Here is a 19,956-nt window from a genome sequence, read left to right as displayed (position 1 = left end):
CGAGAAATGCCACCTAGAAAGAAAAGGCACGCAAAGACTAATAAGTCAAAAAAGAAACCGCTGCTTTGGATACTGGCCATTATACTCCTACTTATTATCGGTGGGGCCACTTACTACTTCACTTCCATTGTCAATGAGCTTGGCAGCATGTCGAACACCGAGAATTCACCATTCAAGGATGCTGAGACCGTTGATGTTGACACGCCAGAACCTCCAAAATGGGAAGGTACAGAGCCTGTTAATATACTACTAATGGGCGTGGATGCCCGCGGTGTCAAGAAGGGGGAAATTCCTCGTTCCGATACAATGCTTGTCGCCTCACTTGATCCCGTGAAGAAGAAAATCAGCGTATTCTCAATTCTTAGAGACACTTACGTTCCGATTCCAGATCACGGCGAAAAACGTATTAATTCAGCTATCATTTATGGACCTAACACGGCGATGCAGACTGTAAGCGATCTGCTCGGCATCCCGATTCAATATTATGTCTACACGGACTTCCAAGGATTCATCAAGCTAGTAGATGCCGTTGGTGGTGTAGATTATGAAGTCGAGAAAGATATGGTGTACAAGACCATTGCAGATGGTCCGGAGTATGACATTGATCTTAAAAAAGGATATCAGCATCTCGACGGTAATAAAGCTCTGCAATATGTACGTTTTCGACATGACGCTACCTCCGACTTCACTCGGACCGAGCGCCAGCGTGCATTTCTCAAGGTTGTGGCTGACAAGCTGATCCAGACCACATCCATAATCAAGCTACCGAATATCCTGTCTCAAGTTACGCCTTATATCGAAACCAATCTGACAGTAAATGATATGTGGAAGCTTGCAACCGTCGGGTACGATAGTACCATGGGCGGTAGTGAGCAAATTCCGCCAATGGATCTGCTCAAAGAGGAAACTACAAGTGACGGATCGCAGGTTATAGGCATTCGCAGTGAGAAGAAATTAAAGGAATTTGTTCAGGATACCTTAAATGGCCCTGAGCCAACGCCTACACCTTCAACTTCACCAGAGACTACTTCAAATAGTAACACTAGCGCAACCCAATAAAGATCTGACAAGCAACGTTCACAAGTAGACACTACAAGCAATGGTATAATACGGGCGGACAGCGGAAACACCGTTGTTCGCCCGTTGCCATGAGCACCAACAATCGAAAGGATGATCACATTATGAATCGTTCCACATCTGAGCAACTTTATCACGAAGCCCTTCAACATATCGTTGGAGGTGTAAATAGCCCTTCCCGCTCTTTTAAAGCTGTTGGAGGCGGAGCACCTGTATTTATGAAGCGTGCCAGTGGATCTCACTTCTGGGATGTAGATGGCAATGAATATATCGACTATCTCCAAGCCTATGGACCGATCATTACCGGCCATGCTCACCCACATATAACGAAGGCAATTACCACTGCAGCTGAGAATGGTGTTCTTTACGGAACCCCAACAGAGCTCGAAATTAAGCTTGCTAAAATGCTTAAAGAAGCTATTCCGTCTATGGATAAAGTCCGGTTTGTCAATTCCGGCACAGAAGCGGTTATGACTACCATTCGTGTCGCTCGTGCTTATACAAAGCGCAGCAAAATCGTAAAATTCGCTGGCTGTTATCACGGCCACTCTGATCTAGTGCTCGTAGCAGCAGGATCCGGGCCTTCTACGCTTGGTATTCCAGATAGTGCCGGCGTGCCTAGCAGTATTGCACAGGAAGTAATCACTGTTCCTTTTAATGATCTGGAAAGCCTGCAAGAGGCACTAGAAAAATGGGGCGAAGATGTCGCCGCTGTAATGGTTGAACCGATCGTCGGTAATTTCGGTATGGTGATGCCGAAGCCGGGATTCCTCGAAGGGCTCTGCAAGCTGGCTCATGATAACGGCTCACTCGTTATTTATGACGAAGTCATTACGGCCTTCCGCTTCCACTATGGTTCCACACAGACATATGCAGGACTGGATAACCATGAAGACATTACTCCTGACCTTACAGCACTCGGCAAAATCATCGGCGGCGGCCTACCGATCGGCGCGTACGGCGGACGTAAGCATGTGATGGAACAAGTAGCCCCACTAGGACCGGCATACCAAGCGGGAACAATGGCGGGAAATCCTGCTTCCATTTCCGCAGGGATCGCCTGTCTGGAAGTGCTGAGCGCAGAAGGCGTATACGATGAGATGGAACGGCTTGCGATCCGCCTTGTCGACGGTCTTCAGGAATCTGCTGACCGTCATGGCATTCCACTGACGATCAACCGCATCCGTGGTTCATTCTCTACTCATTTCTGTAAGCATCCAGTTACGAATTACGATGAGGCACAGGATACAGATGGCGAATTGTTCGGTAGCTTCTTCCGTCACATGTTGAACCGAGGGATTAACCTCGCCCCTTCGAAATATGAAGCTTGGTTCCTAACGACAGCACATACCGATGCAGATATCGACGCTACGCTGATTGCAGCAGAAGATTCATTCCGCGCTATGGCGGCTGAGAAATAAGACGATATTTACAGCCACTAAACATACTAAAACCTACCACCAAGCTTCTGGTGGTAGGTTTTTTTGCATAGGCACTATTCGAAGTCAATTTGCTTGTCCAATATAATCTCTGTCATGGAAGGCCGAAACATTTGGTCTCCTCCGGGTATTAAGGCAAATTGAACCGTATCCAGATCCACTGGCAGCGGTGGCGAGACCAAGAACTGCATTTGTGTATGAGCTCCCCCTCCGTGACCTCCATGCTGCTGGATTTCATAGGCTGCCTCGCTCAAAATCTCCAATGTTAGAGCCGGTTTAAGATAAACGCGCTCCACTGTTTCTTTTAAATACTTAATCTCCACAGTAACTATACTGAGCGTTTCATACTGCATAGCATGTGTAAGTGTATACTCGCAATCTTCGAGGACTGTCCGCTTCACAATTGGAAGTACGCCGAGCAGTAAACCGGGCTCTTCCCAATATTTCCGTCTGGGCACAGCCTCATTCAGACTGTGTATATACTGTACAATCTGAGAAGTGTCCATCTCGAATCTAGTTGACCATTCCTCAAGGAGCTCACTTTCGGGGGAGAACCGTTTTTTGCCTGTTATAGCTTTACGTTCCTGAATCAGAGTCAAAATCTGCTCATCAATCTTCTTAACCTCATCATTATATTCGTTGACCACGCCTCTTATTGGCATTCTACCCCAACCCATTTAATAACCTCCTTCTGATAATAAAGTTAATTTCTACCCATTAGCTACATGGTACCTCCTGTGGATTAATTTGTAAAATATTCGAAATCATTCAATCTTGCAGATAGCAAAAAAAAGCATGCGCCCTTCAGCTTTATGCTGCAAGACCACACGCTTTATGATTCAGAGATTTTCTTTTACTCGTACAAGTTACGGATTTCCACTCCCTGAGGAAGCTTGAATGGATTTTCCTTGTTGATTCGGTCGTAGAACATGATCCCATCGAGATGATCAATCTCATGCTGGATGATGATGGCTTGGTAGCCCTTAAATTTAAGGACCACTTCCTTCCCCTCAAGATCATATCCCTTTACCTTCACAGATTCATAACGAGGTACAAAACCATGCACCGGTCGATCAACGGACAGACACCCCTCGCTCTCCGGTAAGTACACCATGGTTAGTGAGTGACTGATGATCTTAGGGTTAACCCAAGCATGCTCTACAATCCTCCCTCTCTCGTCCGTAGAATACATCACGAACATACGCTTCAACAGTCCGATTTGATTCGCCGACAGACCTACGCCAGAGCGTAAATTGTATTCTTCGGAAATCTCCGGGTCCTGGCTGTTCTTCAGAAACTGAAGCATACATTGCAGAGTCTCACGATCCTCCTTATGTAGAGGAAGCTCCACTGGTTGAGCTACGGTACGAAGCACGGGATGACCTTCCCGTACAATATCATCCATAGTGATGATATATTCAGCACTAAATTTTGAACTAGACAATATTCCATCCACCTTTGCCTTACGGGCTTAATTTAAAATACCTATGATATAGTATGCAGATTTATGGATTTATGAAAGCCGTTCGCAGTTTGCTACTATAATTAACATCAAATCCAAGTCCGGTCGCCAATGCGGCAAGGGGAAGATAAGTTTTATCTTCTTTGCCTACCTTTTGCAGAAAAGCAGGGGTATCAATGGCTACATTCTGTCCATTCACCTTAATAAATTTGCTACCGATCGTGATTACAACCGTCCGGCCACCGTATTCAATAGTCGCACTGGAGGTCTTATTATCCCACTTTCCATTAGCGCCTACGGCATTTAGAATATCTTTAAGCGCCAAGAAGTTCTGACCATTCTTAAGGATGGGCTTATTCGGCGTATTTAACTCTACACCCTTTACAACAATCGACATCGGTAAAGTATCCGTAGCCATCGCGGCTACAGTGGGAATGCGGTATTCCCCCCATTGTAATTCAGCAAATACTTTTGCAATGGTCTCGTATCCTAGCTGCGTAGGGTGAAAATCCGCTTGTCCTGCCCCGATAATATGTGTGAGTGATCCCTCTGAGCCGGCAAACTTTGCCGCTACATGAGCTACTACTACCTTTGCTCCCTCTTGATTCATACTTGCAGCCACACGATCTGCCGAATCCGTAAATTTCGCTGCTGCGGTCATCAATTTAGTGTACATCGCACCAAGAGCGATCTTAGGAGCAGGCTGGTATTGGTCAGCCAAAATAATTGTTGCTTGAGGATTTATCGCACGAATATTCTCAAGACTCGCCTTCACATTCGTATTGTAATCCGCTAGCTTCTGCTCCAGCTGAGATTCAAAATCTGTATCTGTCAGCTCCTTCACCTGTAAGAAAAGACGGCTTACATCATTCCCGCCAATTGTAATCGTAATCAGATCGGCTTCCTTCAGCTCTGATGCGATCTGCGGGGTTAACTTTACGAATTGGTCAATCCGCGGATCTGGAAGACCTGACTGAATACCTTCAGCGGTAATCGCTGAGCCGTCCTTGATGGCTCCAGTGTAATTACGTAATCCAGCAGTGGTCAATCCAAGAATACCATAATTGGTAAGCTCGCTCCGGCCATGATACCACCCCTGCTCCAGTAGTCGCTCCGCATAACCGTAAGGCTTGGTATTCACATCCGTCATTCCCGGCTCGTATCCGGCAGTAATCGAATCGCCAAGAGCTACGATGCGAAAGACATCCTGACTTGCATCTTGTGTTGTAGACGTGTCAGCTGCATTTGCCGATCCGGCACCTACGCCAATCAGCACAGATAACAAAAGCATACTGCTTGTGCTAGCTGCTAAAATTCTTCTCCACTTGCTTAGCATCGTATCCCTCCCAAAATGTTCTAATTCTCATTCTACCATCCCTGATAGCAACGCAAAAGAGCGGCCTCCCATATTCGGGAAACCGCTCTGAACATCACAATTATTATCACAGCTAGAAACGAATGTCTTATTCTTTATTTGAATCCTCTTGTGAATTCAAATGTTTCCCGGCACGTTCCAGATATTTATCATAACGATCGTCTAGTTCATGTCCAATCTTACGATACCGCAGCGTCTCCTCCACAATAGGATCCATTGTGGTCTGGATACGAATTTCATACTTCGGAGAGATCTCACGGATTTCTTTAGCTATACGGTCACCCTGTTCCATCTCACCATCAACCAACATTTCGCTTAGCTTGCGTTCCAGATCATCCTTCTCGCTCATGATGCATCGTCCTCCCTAAAGCTTATATCCTGTTGCTTCAGCATTCTTCAGTGACGAAACCAAATATTCGTGAATATGACCATTACTTGCTACTATATGACGAGTGCCAATATCGTATGGACGCCCAAGCGTATCCGTAATTCTGCCCCCTGATTCAAGCACTAGCAGCACTCCTGCTGCACAATCCCAAGGGCTTAAGCCTACTTCCCAGTATCCATCTACTCTACCTGCTGCCACATAAGCCAAGTGTAGAGCTGCTGAACCTCCTGCACGAATACCACGAATCTGCGGAAGAATGCTCTGCAGTCCTGCCATATTCACAGGTTGCGCAAATTCACGGTCCGGTGGAAAGCCCATTGCAATCAAGCTGTCTCCAAAAACGTCCTCTGTAGAGACTGCGGTAGGAACACCATGCATGTAGGCTCCCTTACCTTTTTCTGCAACGAACATTTCATCACGAATCGGATCGTAAATTACCCCCACCGTTAATTCTCCACGAATCACTAAAGCAATGGAGACACAGTAAAAAGGAAATCCGTGTACAAAATTTGTCGTACCATCTACAGGATCTACAATCCACAGATATTCATGCTCACGAGCTTCTTCCAATGCAGCGGTTGCTGCTGCTGCTCCCGGGGAAACGCCTTCCTCACCGAGGATCGCATGATCTGGATAATGTGTCAGGATCAACCTGCGAATCATCTGTTCAACGCCTTTATCTACTTCCGTGACCAGATCCTGTGCTGATGTCTTTGTATTAAGTTCCTTCACCAGGCCCTGTCTGCTTTTTATCCATTCTCCTGCTTTGGCAGCAGCATTAATGGCTACCGCCGTATGTCCCTTGCTTGTTACTACATAGGGTTCACGTTCTTTCTTACCCTCTGGTTTTAAAGGACTCATATCTTCACTCCGCTTCCTTGAACATAATCGCCATTGGCATGAAATTTAAAGCAATCCTATTCACAATACCGTTCAATACGCCAAAACGTTCTCAAAGTTCCGCCATAAGGGATACCCATTTCTATGATCCCTTGAATGTTAATCGTAATAAAGTTTCATTCAACGTACCCTATTTCAAGTTACATATCAAGTCATGATAGGGCCCGTATTCGGGACCTATCGCCTTATTTTCATTGTTTAAGGTTCGATATTCACACTTGCCCCATTTAATACAGAAATTCCGTTACCGGCATCAGCCAGCTCCTTCATTGCTTCCATCAATCCAAATAACGCACCATCTTTAAGTTTTGCCTCAATCATAACATCAATAGCAGGGGTATCTGCAGCTATCCGCTTTAAAAAAGCTACTAATGGCGCAGGCTCCACACCATCTGCATGGCTGCGTGGATCAGACGGACTGCGCGGACTAGATACATGAATCTTAGGCGGGAAAAGCTCTCCAGACGGAACATCCTTCTGCGCAAGCTCGCTTCGCCATGTCTGCTGAATATCAGGCCACAGCTCCCAAGGGAGCTCTCCTTCATTATTCACCCATTGATGGTGAATATCCAGCACCATCGGCAGGCCTACGTTCTGGCAGACTGCCAGTGTCTCCGGGGCTGTGAAGGTCTTATCATCATTCTCCAGCGTAATACGTGCCTGCAGCGCTGCTGGTAGCTCGCGGAAATGCTTCTCAAACCGCTTGGCTGCCACCGGCTTGTCCCCATAGGCTCCGCCAATATGAATGTTGTTCTTCGCCATGGCAGGAAGTCCCATGGCATTCAGCATGTCCGTGTGGTGCTGCAAATCCCGGATGGAACTTACTAGCACCTCAGGACGGGGTGTACTAAGCACTGTAAAGTGATCTGGATGAAAAGACACCCGCATCCCATGCTTTTTCACATATTGCCCCACTTCCGCGAATTCCTCAGCGAGCGCAGCAAACGGATTCCAATCCTGTAAATCAGGATGCGTCGCCAAAGGAATCAACTTGGAAGTGAGACGGTACACGAAGATGTCCGAACCCACATTATGCTTCATTAGTCGCAGCGTATTGTGCAGATTCATCCGAGCGAGGTTCTCCAAACGCCGAAGTGCCGCTTCACGGTCATCCAGCTTCTTGAAGGAGGCCATCGTCATAGTCTTGGATGGTGAGCAGTCTTTGATAACGGTGGACATCGCTACATATCCAAAACGGACAATCATCCCTGCGCTCCAAAAAACATTTCATCTGCTAGTGCAGTTTGCACTTTTGATTCTTCTTCATTCAATTTACGCACGAGTTCCATTTCGACCGCTGTAACCTCATGCCCCTGAAAATTAATCTCTGCGATCGAGGCTGAGATTTTGACGATCGCTACAGCTACATTCTCAGGTGTGTAGGCAATCACCTTCTGACCCGTCGGATACACGCGAAAGCCCTGCTTCACCATTTTGGTACGCCCATACTCCAGCAGCTCGTACAGCTCTTGTTCATTCTTGAACTTACAGACGGAATTGAATTCAGTTTGAAAACCCATATTTCGTCGCCCCTTTCCAGTCGGGATGAACCCGCTAGTAGCTTCAATTACTCATTGTCATACTTAAGACCTTGTTTGAAATTATAGCGCTCTAAGGCTAACTCAATCATACGGTCTAACAGAGCTCTATAGGATACACCTGTCTCACGCCACAATAGCGGATACATGCTGTAAGGAGTGAAGCCAGGCATCGTATTCACTTCGTTAATTAGAATTTTACCATCCGATCTCCGCAGGAAGAAATCCGCCCGGGTAATCCCGCTACCCTCAATCGCTCTAAAAGCGGTTATCGCGGACTCCCGCAAACGATCAGCAACTTCAGAATCTACTGGCGCAGGAATCATCATTTGCGATTTACCGTCCGTATATTTAGCTGCGTAGTCATAATATTCTCCAGAAGAAACGATTTCACCCGGAACAGAGGCCTCTGGCTCATCATTTCCGAGCACACCGACCTCTACCTCACGAGCATCCACGAATTCCTCAATAATGACTTTGGTGTCATAACGGAAGGCGAAATCTATAGCTTTTACAAGACTTTCCTTATCAGAAGCCTTAGAAATACCTACACTTGAGCCCAGATTAGCAGGCTTTACGAATACTGGATATCCCAGTTTATCCTCTACACCCACAATCAACTCATGGCTTTTTCTTTTCCAAGCGCTGATGTTAAAATAACAATATTCACATTGATCCAGACCTGCATCAGCGAATAGCTTCTTCATAACAACCTTATCCATCCCTGCCGAAGAGGCAAGAACACCAGCCCCAATATAAGGAATATTCGCCATTTCGAACAACCCTTGAATTGTTCCGTCCTCGCCATACGTGCCGTGCAGCAGTGGGAACATAACGTCCACCGCTTTATCCGCACCGGATAGTCCACTAAATACTACATTCAGGGCTGTGCCCATATCTTCCGTTGCATCTGAAAGCTTGAGCTGCTCTACCTCACTATAAGGTGCCGATAACGTCTCTCCGACTTTCCACAAGCCCTGTTTTGAAATATAAAAAGGGATAATCTCATATTTATCGTAATCAAATGAGTTCATCACGGCAAAAGCCGTCTGTAGCGATACCTCATGTTCTCCGGATTTGCCCCCGTACACCAGCCCTACGGTTAGTTTTGCGTTCCCCATACCTTTACAACCTCTTTCTGTCTTATAAATAGTCGTTAATATGAAAAAAACGGTATTTCGTTTGTTCCGTCCATGCGTAGGAATCACGATAGTCCCAGAAGCGATGACGACTGCTAACTGTACGTGCATTCACAAGCGGCATGCCACCAGCATCAAAGGCTGTGACGATCGTGCTGTGCTGATATTGCCCGTTACCATCCCAGTCATATTGAATGATATCGCCCAGCATCAATTGCTCCGGCCGCTCCATGACTTCCGCACGCAAGCCGCTGCTCCGGCTAACGCTCAAATAGCGCTGCAGACTGTCTGATACAGCCCAGCTATAACTCCACCATTCTTGTTTTCCTTGGTAGCCTTTGTACCACCAACCCGTTTCTCTTTTACCAGTATAGTTGATAGGCGCGCCCCCTGCAAAGAGGCATTGGGAGACATAATTCGTACAATCTACCTCAAATGTTTCGAACTCCGGATTCCCGTCTTTCCACCAACGATCGGCATAAGCCACCGCTTCTTCACGGTTGTAGCGAACCTCTCTTGAGCCCGAGATCTCCCCAAGAATATTCCGGTTTAGAAGGGGCTGTGATGGCAGCGGAGCAGGCAAAGCTTCCCCCCATTTGGACAACCTGCCTGATAACTCCACCTCAGCTCTATGAACTATATTCCTTTCGGGAATGGTTCGTTCTATAGCAGCGATTTCCCAACCCCCTCCGTCCCGCACAAAAGTCAACCGCTCCAGCTCAACCCTATCCTCGCGGTGGTTAACGCCTCCTTTTTCATAATAGAGTGCACTATGCAGCGTAACCTCTGCTACCACCTCAGTCGGAGTCTGCCGGACGGTCCGTAAAGTCTTTACACCTGTTTCCCCACGCAGCGGAGTGATCCCACGAGCGGTATACCATTCAGCGATACGGCGTGAACGTTCCCCTTGCTCCACCAGAAAACGTGGATCTTTAACGGATACGGAAACTGTTTGCGATGAGGACTTAGGTTCCACCCTGGCCTTATTCACTTGATCTACATATACATATAGACTCTGCTTCCACTGTTGTTCCATTATACTCGCACCCCTTCATTCCCTTTTAACTACTGCTCTATGTATATGAAAGGAAACAGGCCGCTATACAGATCGCTTCAATTTACATGGTAGGGCATATGCTTTGCTTATAGCTTACGTTTTAGAGGTAACTCTAAATGGTTTCAGAGATGCGATATTCGGGCTTTATATATAGGAAAAAAAACTTTACTCCCCTCTTTGTAACCGTTATAATTAAATAACATGCAATGTGAAATTGAGTTTCAATAGATGAAACAAGGAGGCGCACATATGCCAAGCAAGGATCATTTCTCGTTGGCCCGCACCCTGGAATCAGGTGGCAAATCTTATCGCTATTATGATCTTAACTCCCTTGAGGAACAAGGATTGGGCTCTATCTCTTCCCTTCCTTTCTCGATCAAAGTATTACTTGAGGCGGCTGTTCGTCAATTTGACGGACGGGCGATTACAGAAGAACATGTGAAACAATTGGCTGATTGGTCAGGCGACATTGATCGCAATAAAGAAATTCCGTTTATCCCTGCTCGTATCGTACTTCAGGACTTTACCGGTGTTCCGGTAGTCGTAGATCTGGCAGCTATGCGTGACACCGTAAAGAAAGCCGGCGGAGATCCTAAACAGATCAACCCGCTCGTTCCCGTTGACCTTGTAATTGACCACTCTGTTATGGTTGATGCTTTCGGTACGGCAGACGCTTTGGAATACAATATGAACGTGGAGTTTGAGCGCAACGAGGAACGCTACCGTTTCCTTCGCTGGGCACAGACCGCTTTCAATAATTTCCGCGCAGTTCCTCCAGCTACCGGTATCGTGCATCAGGTGAATTTGGAGTATTTGGCTTCCGTAGCCACCACTAAAACTATCGATGGTGAAACTGTCGTTTATCCAGATTCCCTTGTTGGAACGGACTCCCACACTACGATGATCAATGGACTTGGTGTTGTGGGCTGGGGTGTAGGCGGTATTGAAGCTGAAGCAGGTATGCTCGGACAACCGCTCTATTTTGTTACACCAGATGTAGTGGGCTTCAAGCTTACAGGTAGTCTTATCGAAGGGGCTACAGCAACAGACTTGGCACTGACAGTGACTGAAATGTTGCGTAAAAAGGGCGTAGTCGGCAAATTCGTCGAATTCTACGGTCCTGGTCTTGCTAACATCAGTCTCGCTGACCGGGCAACGGTTGCTAACATGGCGCCAGAATACGGAGCAACGATCGGTTTCTTCCCTGTAGATGAAGAGACACTTGCTTATCTTCGCAGCACAGGTCGTCCAGATGATCTGGTAGAGCTCGTTGAATCTTATTACAAAGCACAAGGCATGTTCCGCACTTCGAATACGCCAGATCCTGAGTTCAGCGATGTAATTGAACTTGACCTAGCTTCTGTCGTTCCAAGCTTGGCTGGACCAAAACGTCCGCAAGACCGGATCGAACTTACGCATATGAAAGAAAATTTCGAAGGTATTATCCGTACACCTGTAGACAAAGGCGGTTACGGTCTCAGCGATGAGAAAATCGCCCAAGTTGTAGAAATAGAACATAAAAATGGCACCAAAAGCAAGCTAAGCACAGGCGCGGTCGTGATCGCAGCGATTACAAGCTGTACGAATACTTCCAACCCTAGCGTTATGCTAGGTGCAGGTCTTTTGGCGAAAAAAGCTGTGGAACGTGGTCTGACCAAACCAGCATACGTTAAGAGCAGCTTGACTCCAGGATCATTGGTTGTTACTGAATATTTGGAAAAAGCAGACTTGCTGAAGCCACTTGAAGCACTGGGCTTCTACTTGGCGGGATATGGCTGTGCTACTTGTATCGGTAACTCCGGTCCATTGCCTGAAGAGGTTAGCCAAGCCATCACTGATAACGATATGACCGTAGCTGCTGTAATCTCCGGTAACCGTAACTTTGAAGGCCGCGTACATGCTCAGGTCAAAGCAAACTACTTGGCTTCACCGCCGCTCGTAGTTGCTTACGCACTGGCTGGCACTGTAAATATCGATTTACAGACTGAACCGCTTGGATTTGATCCACAAGGTGAACCTGTATTCCTGAAGGATATTTGGCCAACTACTGCTGAAATTCGTGAAGCAATCGGTCTCTCCCTTAGTCCGGAGATGTTCCGTCGTAAATACGAGAATGTATTCACTGCTAATGAACGTTGGAATTCTATCCCTGTTCCACAAGGCGAGCTGTATGAGTGGGATGATAATTCCACGTATATTCAGAATCCGCCATTCTTTGAGCATCTGGCAGACGGTCTGGGAGACATCAAGGATATCAAGGATGCACGCGTTCTGGCGTTGCTTGCTGATTCCGTAACGACCGACCATATCTCACCTGCAGGTAATATCTCTACCTCTGGTCCTGCCGGCGAATATTTACGCGATCATGGTGTAGAACGTGCAGACTTCAACTCCTACGGCTCACGCCGCGGAAATCATGAAGTCATGATGCGTGGTACATTCGCTAATATTCGGATTCGTAATGCAGTAGCTCCAGGTACAGAAGGCGGAGTTACAACCTTCCTGCCAAGCGATGAAGTCATGTCCATCTATGACGCTTCCATGCTGTATCAGGACGCTGGACAGAATCTCATCGTTATCGCCGGTAAAGAATACGGCACAGGAAGCTCACGTGACTGGGCTGCCAAGGGCACGCTTCTGTTGGGTGTTAAAGCTGTTATCGCTGAGAGCTTTGAGCGGATTCACCGCAGCAATCTGGTTGGTATGGGTGTGCTTCCACTGCAATTCCAGGAAGGCCACGGCTGGAGCAGCTTGGGACTGACCGGACGTGAGACCTTCAACATTACAGGTCTCGATAACGAGGTGACGCCAAGCCAAGATCTAACTGTTACCGCTACCCGTGAAGACGGTACTCAATTCGACTTCCCTGTTACTGCACGACTCGACAGCACGGTTGATATTGATTACTATCGCAATGGTGGTATTCTACAAACTGTACTTCGTCAAATGCTGGCGGATGCCACAGATTCTTCGGCTGTATCGGTAGAATAGGTTTATCGCAAGACGCACAAGGGAGTGCCCTCTGGCCATTAAGGCTAGAGACACTCCCTTGTCTTATTATATTTGGATATTAAACGGCCAGCCTCCGATCATCCGGAGACTGGCCGTTTTTCTCATGTTGGGCTATGGAATCATCATGCCCATTTCACTTGCTACTTCCTTCAAGATGGCGGCATACTCCACTAACGTATCCCTAGACAGGCGGCTGACCGGCCCTGACAGCGATAACGCCGCAATCACATTTCCACTACGGCCTGTGACAGGTACCGCCACAGCGGCCGCACCAGACTCACGTTCTTCGAAACTCGTGGCATACCCCAGCCGGATGATCTCATTAAGCTGATCTTTGTATACACTCTTCTCAACGTAATCCGGCCACTCCGAACTCTCCAGTAGCTCTCTCAACACCTCAGGTGGTGCATACGCTGCTAACACCTTACTCGACGCCCCTACGGATAATGGCAGCCTCGCACCGATCTGTGCGACTCTACGAATCGCCTGCTGGCTCTGTACCGCCTGAATACGTACGCGTTCAATACCATCCCTTAAGTAAAGACTTACCGTCTCTCCGAGTCGATCTCTCAGCCGTTCCATAGATGGCAGCAATACCGCTGCCGACTCGTCAAAAGCAGGCAGATGCGTAGACAACTCCCAGATTCGTATACCCAACCTATATTTTTCTGTCGCCGGATTGCGAATAAGAAAGCCCTTTTCCTCTAGTGTTGCCAGCAATCTGTGGACTGTACTCTTATGTAAGTCAATCTTTGATGCGATCTCCGTTAACCCTAAATCACTGTCCTGCGTAAAACAAAGTAATATGTCGAGCGCACGTTCTACCGCGCGTACCGTTAGCTTTCGGTCCTCCACAGTAATCCCCCCTCGTGTTTCATCAAATGAAACGCGGTTACATTATAATTAACTCTATCTTAGTGCAAAACTCTACGGAAAGTCCAGTATATTCACTGAGCCGATAAAGACTGGTCCGCACTTTACAGTTACATTACAAAACGGTCTAATTCATTGACTTTGTAAGTGCTTCAACTTACGATAAACATATTAAATAGACTAATGCTTTAGTATCATTTTCGACAAATTATCCTAGGCACTAGTACTCACATCATACTTAGGAGGGGACCTTATGGATCTGACAACCAGCCGAGCCGGCACGTCAGTCTCCCGTCGTCCTAAACTACCTAAACAGGGCAGTTCATCACGACTATCGCTGCGGATGATCCGTGTTAAGCATATTATCGTTGCATTGCTATTATCTATATTTTTCTTTTTAGCATTTTGTTTTGTCTCGCTCCATGGCTACATCGCTTGGGTACTATCCAATCCAACCGTCGCGCCACTGTACTCCAATCCTATGATGGCCAAAGGCCTCGCCTACGAGGATGTAACTTTTCCCGCTAAGGATGGCAGTCGCATGATGAACGGCTGGTATATTCCAGCCAAGGATGCCACTAAGACTATCGTGTTCAGTCATGGCTATGGTGCCAACCGCGAAGAGTCTTGGGTACCTATGTACGATCTCGCTCACTATGCACACAGTCTGAATTTCAATGTCGTAATGTTTGATTACGGATTTGCTGCCCAAGGTAATAAGGATATTGCAACCGGCGGCAAAAAAGAATCCCAGCAGCTTCTAGGCGCCATTGATTTCGCAAAGGAACGCGGGGCTAAAGAGCTCGTTGTTTGGGGCTTCTCCATGGGTGCTGGCACAGCACTGCAAGCAGGATTAGTATCTGAGGACATCGACGCGATGATTCTGGACAGCACCTTTTTGTTAGAACCAGACACGCTGTATCATAATATCAAGCAGAATATCGATCTGCCGCGCCAACCTTCCCTGGCGATCATGGAAATGCTGTTCCCGGTACTGAACGGTACGGGACTAGATCAGATTCCTTATGCAAAGGTTAAATCCAAAGATTATCCTTTCCCAATCCTTTTCATGCATGGAACCAAAGACGATAAAGCCCCTTATCCTATTGCCGAAGAACTAGCAGCAAATCAGAACAATCCGTTCTCTGATTCCTGGATCATTGAAGGTAGTCATCATGAGCTGTTGTTCCGCGAGCATCCCCGTGAGTATTTGCGGCGGGTCTCCGCTTTTTTAGGGAATGTCCATCTGGCCAAAAATAATAATGGCGATCAGCCGGCGATGGCAAGTAATTAACTAAGCGCTAATAACCATACGAACAGCCTCTTCCAGGGACAGAAAGAAATGTATCCTAGGAAGAGGCTGTTTTCATCCCCTGGAAAGAAAGAAGCCAAAGAGGCACTCTAAGTTTATGTTCTTCATAACCTTCCAAGACCGTTCATATAATGGACTGATAAAGACATATCACGGGAGGTTTTCTTGGCATGCTATATGTATACGGGCCGATGCTGCCAGTACGTATCCTGGAAGAAATCGTATTTTGGAAAACACAAGAGAAAGAGCATACCGAAGTCATCAAAGCGATCGTACCTAAATTAGAGGACCCTTATGTGAAACTCCTTGATGAATGGGCCGTTGTTTTTGGTGCAACTGAGCAGGCGGCACAGCAGCTATTGAATGCTGCCCTTTCCGCTTCTCCTCCACCACAGTCAGAACTCACTGCGGAAACGGAGAAACTGCTACATATCTCCTGCAATCAATCCCAAGAGTTCGTCCGGCAGCTCTTTGCCATCATGGAGAGTAGCGCAGCGGTCAAAGCCGTCCCCCTTGCAACTACTGTGATTCTGCATATTATTCGCGAATCAGAATACTTCTTAGCCGTACTGCAGACACTCAGCTCGCCCGGAAAGCTATCACAAGTCATGCGCGATTACACAGAGGATTATGTCGTAAACATCGATACAGACGATACCATGCGGAATGATGGATTTTCTACTTTTACTGACACTGTTCCTGATATCCGCGATAAAAACGACGTAGTACCCATTGGCGGCCATACGCTACCTCCCTTGCCTTACGCCTATAATGCACTAGAACCTTATATTGACGAAAAGACGATGAGAATTCATCACGATAAGCACCATCAAAGTTATGTAGATGGATTAAACAAGGCTGAAGTTAAATTAGCAGATTCCCGTAAGAACGGTGACTTCGATCTCGTTAAACATTGGGAGAGAGAATTAGCCTTTAATGGTGCAGGCCACTATCTTCACACGATCTTTTGGAACGTGATGTCTCCGCAAGGTGGGGGCCGCCCAACAGGTGCTTTACTAGAAGCTATAGAACAAAGCTTTGGAAGCTATGACAGCTTCAAGAAACAGTTCACCGAAGCTGCGAATAAAGTAGAAGGTGGCGGCTGGGCCATTCTCGTCTGGAGCCCACGCAGCCATAGACTAGAAATTCTCACTGCGGAAAAACATCAAAATTTATCGCAATGGGACGTTGTTCCGCTCTTGGCCTTGGATGTATGGGAACATGCCTACTATCTGAAACATCAGAATAATCGTGCGGATTATATTAACGATTGGTGGAAGGTCGTCAACTGGCCATATGTGTCAGAGCGTTATGCCGCTGCCAGTAAACTGGCATGGAAGCCTTACTGATCTCTTACCACTTCGTAGAAGACATCACTTCTATTCGCTTATATTGACCCAAAAGGACCCATCGTTCACAAAAAGTGAATGATGGGTCCTTCTAATTTCGAGGTATAGACACCTCTATATACTATTCTTTAATCAAGCTCAGAAACTCCGCACGAGCGGCGGCATCCTCCCGGAAGACCCCTCTAGTAGACATGGTTACCGTCTTACTTCCTGGCTTCTTCACTCCACGTGCGCACATACAAAGATGTTCACCTTCCACAACGACCATAACGCCGTGAGGGCTTAGTACCTCCGTCATAATATCCGCAATTTGCGTCGTAATGCGCTCTTGAACCTGTAAACGCCGACTCACTGCTTCAACTAGGCGAGCTAATTTGCTGAGTCCAGCAATCCGTCCGCTCGGAATGTATCCAATATGCACTTTACCGAAGAATGGAGCCATGTGATGCTCACATTGGCTGTAATAGACGATATCCTTCACGATCACTAGCTCTTCATGAGACTCATCAAAAGTAACACCGAGCGCCTCGCGGGGATCTATCGAATAACCGCCGAATATCTCCTCGTACATCCGCGTAACACGTGCTGGTGTTTCAAGCAGTCCCTCGCGGCCGGTATCTTCACCGATTAATTCTAATATTTTCTCAACGTGATACTCGATTTGCTCACGGTTCTCTGATACTTTACCGTTCACGTATTCATTGATGTTCCCCATGATGTCTCCCCCTTCCGCACCCGTATAATTTCTATCCGGACCCGGTTACTTACTTCTACGTTTATTCCCTTTAGCTGCTCCTGGTCGGGCGCCTGTCTGGTTCTGATTCTTCATCATCTGTTGGGCACGTTGCATTTGTTTCCCATTCAGGTTATAACCCATTTGTTTCGCAACCTTTTGCAGCATTTCAGGATCATTCTGCATAGTTGTCATTTGTCTGCGCAGATAATACACACCGATAAAAAATCCACCGATGAGACCTACGACCAATGTAATAATAGGTAATGCGATATTCATCTAAAGCCCACCTCTACACTCTATTGTCTGCATCGCCATATGGCACGCGAATCTATCATAGCATTTCGAGAACTGGACAGCAATTGGGAATATGCAACCTGTCTATGATCTTTTTCCTTCATTAAACATCGCTGTCCTCTCGTGCCTGCTTCGCAGTAAGGAGCACATCCTGTGCCCGGCTCAGCATTTCTTTTACCGTGTCATGCTCTTCGCGCTCTAAAGCCGATTCAACAGCAGCTAGAGCCTCCTCACCACCGATGCGTCCCAGCGCCCAAGCAGCAGTGCCTCGCATCTCAGGCCGCGACTCTTTCAGAACAATTTCTGTTAGCTTTGGCACCGCTTCTACTTCCTTGAAATTACCGAGAGCGATGATCGCATTTCGTTGCATCGGCTTTTTGCCTCTCCAGGCAGCAGAGCTATTTCCGAATCTCTCTTTGAATTCACGGTTGCTAAGATTCAGGATTGGCATTAACAATGGCTTCACGATCTCAGGATCAGGCAGCATCTGAGGGCGATGATTCCAGTTCTTCCCTCGATTCTTGGGACATACAATCTGGCAGGTGTCACAGCCGTATAGACGGTTGCCAATCTTGGTCATGTATTCATCACTCAGAAATCCTTTGGTCTGCGTCAGAAAAGAAATACAAGCCTGCGCGTTAAGTTGACCCGGACCCACCAGCGCGCCGGTTGGACAAGCATCAATACACTTGGTACATTCCCCACAGCCTTCTTCAACAGGCTCATCCGGAGCAAAAGGAATGTTCGTAACCATCTCCCCTAGATAAATCCAAGATCCCCATTTGGGCGAGATGATGGAACAGTTTTTGCCGCTGAAGCCTATTCCTGCTCTTTCCGCAACCGCTCTATCTACCAGCACACCGGTATCGACCATACTTTCCAGCACAGCCTCCGGCACACGCTCATGAATAAAGTCCTCTAACTTACTTAAGGCCTCCCTCAGCACATGATGATAATCCCTGCCCCATGATGCTCGGGCGAGAATACCTCTTCGTGCACCTGGCTCAGATTTTGGAGGATTCTCCATTTTGGAAGGATAGGCCACAGCAATTGAAATAATAGATAAGGGCTTGTCCCCAGAGCTCAGAGCGGGGATTGTCCTTTTATCCAGATCCGGTTCCTCGAAACCAGATTCATATCCTTTGTCTCGGTGGTCTTGCAAAATATTTTTCAGATATAAAAAAGGCTCTGCTGTAGTAAACCCGATATCATCAATACCGAGTGACGTCGCAGCCTCCTGAATCTCCGCTTTAAGCTGTGCCCACTTGGAAGGCGGGGGTGCATACGGTGACTGAAATGTATTGTTCATTTCCGCCTTCTCCTTTTCATGTTATCGATAAAATTCTTATAACCCTTTCAGTTTAGACAGCGGCCACCAGATATAATCCGCCCTGCCTACAATCATGTCCTGTGGGATGGAGCCGAAATAACGACTATCTTTGCTTGCTGAAGCATGACGGTTATCTCCCATGACAAAATAGTTTCCGCTCTCCACAGTTAACGCCGCGAAATCCGGGTCTTCAATCTCGGTATCTATATACGGCTCATTCACTATTTTTCCATTCACATATAACTGGTGATCCTTCACTTCTATGATATCTCCAGGTATGCCAATGACTCGTTTTACTAAAAAGTCCTTCCGACTTGGTCCAGTGCTAGGATCATGAAGAATGACGACATCCCCGTGTTTTGGGTTTACAAACATCAATGAAAGCTTATTAATAAAGAGCCTCTCACCTTCCACAAGCGTTGGCTGCATAGACTGACCTTTAACCGTTGATATATTGAACACAAAAATATTAAGAACCGACATTACCGCAAATACAACTACCGCTGTAAGCAACCAATCCTTCAATTCCGCGGCCAAACGACCACCAAAGCCTTTCTTTGATCTGGAGGATCTATGTCTTTGCTTCCGATTACGCATGAACTCTACTTGGGACTCCTGACTCAATATGTCACCTCTTATTCTCAATTATTGATGTCTATACTTGCAGATATTATA

At 46.9% G+C, this 19,956-nt stretch carries 18 protein-coding genes and 1 pseudogene; 5 read left to right on the top strand and 14 right to left on the bottom strand.

The window, feature by feature from the left end:
* The first annotated feature begins 6 nt into the window (after positions 1–6).
* Both NST34_RS03085 and NST34_RS03080 read left to right on the top strand, forming a co-directional pair.
* On the top strand, positions 7–1,059 hold the full coding sequence (locus NST34_RS03085; RefSeq protein ID WP_341127103.1) for an LCP family protein: 1,053 nt from the start codon (positions 7–9) through the stop codon (positions 1,057–1,059).
* 122 nt (positions 1,060–1,181) lie between these two features.
* On the top strand, positions 1,182–2,498 hold the full coding sequence (locus tag NST34_RS03080) for a glutamate-1-semialdehyde 2,1-aminomutase (protein ID WP_341127102.1): 1,317 nt from the start codon (positions 1,182–1,184) through the stop codon (positions 2,496–2,498).
* Positions 2,499–2,572: 74 nt separating this feature from the next.
* On the opposite strand, the gene NST34_RS03075 is transcribed toward NST34_RS03080, so the two are convergent.
* The 9 genes from NST34_RS03075 to NST34_RS03035 all read right to left on the bottom strand — a co-directional run bounded on the left by NST34_RS03075 (position 2,573) and on the right by NST34_RS03035 (position 10,354).
* A complete protein-coding gene (locus tag NST34_RS03075; protein WP_341127101.1) occupies positions 2,573–3,193 on the bottom strand; it encodes a hypothetical protein in 621 nt (206 codons plus the stop codon).
* Between the two features lie 176 nt (positions 3,194–3,369).
* Positions 3,370–3,921 (bottom strand): peptide deformylase, encoded by a 552-nt coding sequence (def, locus tag NST34_RS03070; RefSeq protein ID WP_076285953.1) that lies wholly within the window; start codon positions 3,919–3,921, stop codon positions 3,370–3,372.
* 100 nt (positions 3,922–4,021) lie between these two features.
* Positions 4,022–5,314 carry a stalk domain-containing protein gene (locus NST34_RS03065; RefSeq protein WP_341127100.1) on the bottom strand — a complete coding sequence of 431 codons (1,293 nt, stop codon included), beginning with the start codon at positions 5,312–5,314 and terminating at the stop codon, positions 4,022–4,024.
* Between the two features lie 127 nt (positions 5,315–5,441).
* Positions 5,442–5,702 carry a hypothetical protein gene (locus NST34_RS03060; protein ID WP_076285870.1) on the bottom strand — a complete coding sequence of 87 codons (261 nt, stop codon included), beginning with the start codon at positions 5,700–5,702 and terminating at the stop codon, positions 5,442–5,444.
* Between the two features lie 15 nt (positions 5,703–5,717).
* Positions 5,718–6,602: an inositol monophosphatase family protein gene (locus tag NST34_RS03055; protein WP_042184672.1), complete on the bottom strand. Its 885-nt coding sequence runs from the start codon at positions 6,600–6,602 to the stop codon at positions 5,718–5,720.
* 237 nt (positions 6,603–6,839) lie between these two features.
* On the bottom strand, positions 6,840–7,847 hold the full coding sequence (gene uvsE, locus NST34_RS03050; protein ID WP_339244634.1) for a UV DNA damage repair endonuclease UvsE: 1,008 nt from the start codon (positions 7,845–7,847) through the stop codon (positions 6,840–6,842).
* A complete protein-coding gene (locus tag NST34_RS03045) occupies positions 7,844–8,161 on the bottom strand; it encodes a hypothetical protein (RefSeq protein ID WP_042123954.1) in 318 nt (105 codons plus the stop codon). Before NST34_RS03045 ends, uvsE begins: the two co-directional genes overlap by 4 nt.
* Before the next feature lie 47 nt (positions 8,162–8,208).
* On the bottom strand, positions 8,209–9,300 hold the full coding sequence (locus tag NST34_RS03040; RefSeq protein WP_076285873.1) for a D-alanine--D-alanine ligase: 1,092 nt from the start codon (positions 9,298–9,300) through the stop codon (positions 8,209–8,211).
* Between the two features lie 22 nt (positions 9,301–9,322).
* Positions 9,323–10,354: an amidase domain-containing protein gene (locus NST34_RS03035; RefSeq protein ID WP_445667650.1), complete on the bottom strand. Its 1,032-nt coding sequence runs from the start codon at positions 10,352–10,354 to the stop codon at positions 9,323–9,325.
* Between the two features lie 270 nt (positions 10,355–10,624).
* Here NST34_RS03035 and acnA point away from each other — a divergent pair, with 270 nt between their 5' ends.
* Entirely contained in the window at positions 10,625–13,366 is a 2,742-nt protein-coding gene (acnA, locus tag NST34_RS03030) for an aconitate hydratase AcnA (RefSeq protein WP_076285875.1), read from the top strand.
* Between the two features lie 132 nt (positions 13,367–13,498).
* Here acnA and NST34_RS03025 read toward each other — a convergent pair whose 3' ends face one another.
* Positions 13,499–14,242 carry an IclR family transcriptional regulator gene (locus NST34_RS03025; protein WP_341127099.1) on the bottom strand — a complete coding sequence of 248 codons (744 nt, stop codon included), beginning with the start codon at positions 14,240–14,242 and terminating at the stop codon, positions 13,499–13,501.
* A gap of 271 nt (positions 14,243–14,513) precedes the next feature.
* Here NST34_RS03025 and NST34_RS03020 point away from each other — a divergent pair, with 271 nt between their 5' ends.
* Both NST34_RS03020 and NST34_RS03015 read left to right on the top strand, forming a co-directional pair.
* Positions 14,514–15,554, top strand: a complete 1,041-nt coding sequence (locus NST34_RS03020) for an alpha/beta hydrolase (protein WP_076285877.1) — start codon at positions 14,514–14,516, stop codon at positions 15,552–15,554.
* Between the two features lie 188 nt (positions 15,555–15,742).
* On the top strand, positions 15,743–16,921 hold the full coding sequence (locus NST34_RS03015) for a Fe-Mn family superoxide dismutase (RefSeq protein ID WP_341127098.1): 1,179 nt from the start codon (positions 15,743–15,745) through the stop codon (positions 16,919–16,921).
* Positions 16,922–17,042: 121 nt separating this feature from the next.
* On the opposite strand, the gene folE is transcribed toward NST34_RS03015, so the two are convergent.
* The 4 genes and pseudogenes from folE to lepB all read right to left on the bottom strand — a co-directional run bounded on the left by folE (position 17,043) and on the right by lepB (position 19,905).
* Positions 17,043–17,636 (bottom strand): GTP cyclohydrolase I FolE, encoded by a 594-nt coding sequence (folE, locus tag NST34_RS03010; RefSeq protein ID WP_042123940.1) that lies wholly within the window; start codon positions 17,634–17,636, stop codon positions 17,043–17,045.
* Between the two features lie 45 nt (positions 17,637–17,681).
* Entirely contained in the window at positions 17,682–17,933 is a 252-nt protein-coding gene (locus tag NST34_RS03005) for a YneF family protein (protein ID WP_042123938.1), read from the bottom strand.
* Positions 17,934–18,063: 130 nt separating this feature from the next.
* Positions 18,064–19,260 (bottom strand): annotated as a pseudogene (gene queG / locus NST34_RS03000) (tRNA epoxyqueuosine(34) reductase QueG); the annotation flags it as partial.
* Between the two features lie 36 nt (positions 19,261–19,296).
* Positions 19,297–19,905 carry a signal peptidase I gene (gene lepB / locus NST34_RS02995; RefSeq protein ID WP_076285881.1) on the bottom strand — a complete coding sequence of 203 codons (609 nt, stop codon included), beginning with the start codon at positions 19,903–19,905 and terminating at the stop codon, positions 19,297–19,299.
* Positions 19,906–19,956: the final 51 nt, after the last annotated feature.

This window comes from Paenibacillus sp. FSL H7-0714, assembly GCF_038003765.1.
Lineage (GTDB): Bacteria > Bacillota > Bacilli > Paenibacillales > Paenibacillaceae > Paenibacillus_AQ.
Note: the sequence above shows the minus strand (reverse complement) of the source record. Positions and strands in the feature narration are given on the sequence as shown.